Consider the following 1,376-nt stretch of genomic DNA (forward strand, 5'->3'; position numbering starts at 1 on the left):
GATAGTGCCCCGCGGCGTGGTGTAGGAAGCCGTGAGCGTCGCTGATCGCGAGGCTGGCGGTCATCGTCGATCTTCGGAGTAGGTTTGGGTTGCGACACCTGAAACCTGAGACGGAGATGACGATGACCGACGACAGAATGGCTCTGATGGAGCTGGTTGAGAAGCAGGCTGATGGCGATCTCGTGCGCGAGATGCTGGCCTTTGCAGCCGAGCGCATCATGGAGGCCGAGATCGAAGCGCGGACCGGCGCGGCCAAGGGCACGCGCTCGCCAATGCGAGAGGCCCAGCGGAATGGATACCGGGAGCGGGATTGGGATACGCGTGCCGGCCGGATCGCGCTAGAGATCCCGAAGCTGCGCAAGGGCAGCTATTTCCCCAGCTTCCTTGAACCGCGGCGGACAGCCGAGAAGGCATTGGTGGCGGTGATCCAGGAGGCTTACGTTCACGGCATCTCCACGCGGTCCGTGGATGACCTGGTGAAGGCCATGGGAGCTGGCGGCATGTCTAAGAGCCAAGTCAGCCGGTTGTGCATGGAAATCGACGAGCGGGTCGACGCCTTCCTGTCGCGGCCGCTTGAAGGCGCGTGGCCCTACCTGTGGTTGGACGCCACATACCTGAAGGTCAGGGAGGGCGGGCGCATCATCAGCAAGGCGGTGATACTCGCGGTGGCGGTCAACGAGGACGGCAAGCGCGAGGTTCTGGGTGTCGCAACCGGTCCATCCGAGGCGGAGGTGTTCTGGGCTGATTTCCTGCGCAGCCTCGCCGACCGGGGCCTGCGTGGCGTCAAGCTGGTCATCGCCGACGACCACAAGGGCCTGCGGGCCGCCGCACGCCGGGTCTTCAACGCCACTCATCAGCGCTGCCGCATCCACTGGATGCGCAATGCCCTGGCGCATGCCCCTGCGAAACAGCGCACGGCAGTGGCGGCGATGTTGAAGACGGTCTTCGCCCAGGAAAGCAAGGCCGACGCCGAGAACCAGTGGGCCGTCGTGGCGGACGCCCTTCGGGAGAAACAGCCCAAGCTCGGCGCCCTGATGGACAACTCCCGCGACGATGTGTTGGCCTACATGTCGTTCCCTCGAGAGCACTGGACCCAGATCGCTTCGACCAACCCGCTGGAGCGGGTGAACCGAGAGGTAAAGCGACGTGCGGATGTCATCGGGATCTTCCCGAACGACGCCGCCATCATCCGCCTCGTCGGCGCTCTGATGCTCGAAACCAACGATGAATGGGCAGTGGCGCGGCGATACATGAGCCTTGAAACCCTGGCCCGCGTCACCGACAATCCCACCGTCAGGTTGCCCGCCGTGGCATCCTGATCAGACCCGGACCTCTCCGAAGGTCGACGCTCCTACACCACGCGCGGGGGCACTATC

General features: G+C 64.5%; 1 protein-coding gene. It reads left to right on the forward strand.

All coding sequences use genetic code 11. The features are described 5' to 3' along the window. The first annotated feature begins 122 nt into the window (after positions 1-122). Entirely contained in the window at positions 123-1,319 is a 1,197-nt protein-coding gene (locus G0A00_RS26260) for an IS256 family transposase (protein WP_164185621.1), read from the forward strand. The last annotated feature ends 57 nt before the right edge of the window (positions 1,320-1,376 follow it).

The sequence above is a fragment of the Salipiger sp. PrR002 genome (assembly GCF_010500775.1).
Classification (GTDB): domain Bacteria; phylum Pseudomonadota; class Alphaproteobacteria; order Rhodobacterales; family Rhodobacteraceae; genus Salipiger.

Bases quoted from the DNA above. Each gene is read 5' to 3' on its own strand.
- G0A00_RS26260 (WP_164185621.1), top strand. From the start codon at position 123: ATGACCGACGACAGAATGGCTCTGATGGAGCTGGTTGAGAAGCAGGCT.